General features: G+C 56.1%; 1 rRNA gene. It reads left to right on the forward strand.

Annotation, left to right across the window (positions count from 1 at the left end):
• Window positions 1-1,392 (forward strand): 23S ribosomal RNA (locus ABZ893_RS35995); the annotation flags it as partial.
• Window positions 1,393-1,414 lie beyond the last annotated feature (22 nt).

Genomic DNA, 1,414 nt, shown 5'->3' on the forward strand with positions numbered 1-1,414 from the left:
CTGAGACCTGATGCCGAGCCGATTGTGGTGAAGTGGATGATCCTATGCTGTCGAGAAAAGCCTCTAGCGAGTTTCATGGCGGCCCGTACCCTAAACCGACTCAGGTGGTCAGGTAGAGAATACCGAGGCGTTCGGGTGAACTATGGTTAAGGAACTCGGCAAAATGCCCCCGTAACTTCGGGAGAAGGGGGGCCATCACCGGTGATTGGATTTACTCCATGAGCTGGGGGTGGCCGCAGAGACCAGCGAGAAGCGACTGTTTACTAAAAACACAGGTCCGTGCGAAGCCGTAAGGCGATGTATACGGACTGACGCCTGCCCGGTGCTGGAACGTTAAGGGGACCGGTTAGTGCACTTTCGGGTGTGCGAAGCTGAGAACTTAAGCGCCAGTAAACGGCGGTGGTAACTATAACCATCCTAAGGTAGCGAAATTCCTTGTCGGGTAAGTTCCGACCTGCACGAATGGCGTAACGACTTCTCGACTGTCTCAACCATAGGCCCGGTGAAATTGCACTACGAGTAAAGATGCTCGTTTCGCGCAGCAGGACGGAAAGACCCCGGGACCTTTACTACAGTTTGATATTGGTGTTCGGTTCGGCTTGTGTAGGATAGGTGGGAGACTGTGAACTCTGGACGCCAGTTCAGGGGGAGTCGTCGTTGAAATACCACTCTGGTCGTGCTGGATGTCTAACCTGGGTCCGTGATCCGGATCAGGGACAGTGTCTGATGGGTAGTTTAACTGGGGCGGTTGCCTCCTAAAGAGTAACGGAGGCGCCCAAAGGTTCCCTCAGCCTGGTTGGTAATCAGGTGTTGAGTGTAAGTGCACAAGGGAGCTTGACTGTGAGACCGACGGGTCGAGCAGGGACGAAAGTCGGGACTAGTGATCCGGCGGTGGCTTGTGGAAGCGCCGTCGCTCAACGGATAAAAGGTACCCCGGGGATAACAGGCTGATCTTCCCCAAGAGTCCATATCGACGGGATGGTTTGGCACCTCGATGTCGGCTCGTCGCATCCTGGGGCTGGAGTCGGTCCCAAGGGTTGGGCTGTTCGCCCATTAAAGCGGTACGCGAGCTGGGTTTAGAACGTCGTGAGACAGTTCGGTCCCTATCCGCTGTGCGCGTAGGAGTCTTGAGAAGGGCTGTCCCTAGTACGAGAGGACCGGGACGGACGAACCTCTGGTGTGCCAGTTGTCCTGCCAAGGGCATGGCTGGTTGGCTACGTTCGGAAAGGATAACCGCTGAAAGCATCTAAGCGGGAAGCCTGCTTCAAGATGAGGACTCCCACCCCCTCGAGGGGTTAAGGCTCCCAGTAGACGACTGGGTTGATAGGCCAGATCTGGAAGCCCGGTAACGGGTGGAGGTGACTGGTACTAATAGGCCGAGGGCTTGTCCTCAGTTGCTCGCGTCCACTGTGTT

The sequence above is a fragment of the Streptomyces sp. NPDC046821 genome (assembly GCF_040645335.1).
Taxonomy (GTDB): domain Bacteria; phylum Actinomycetota; class Actinomycetes; order Streptomycetales; family Streptomycetaceae; genus Streptomyces.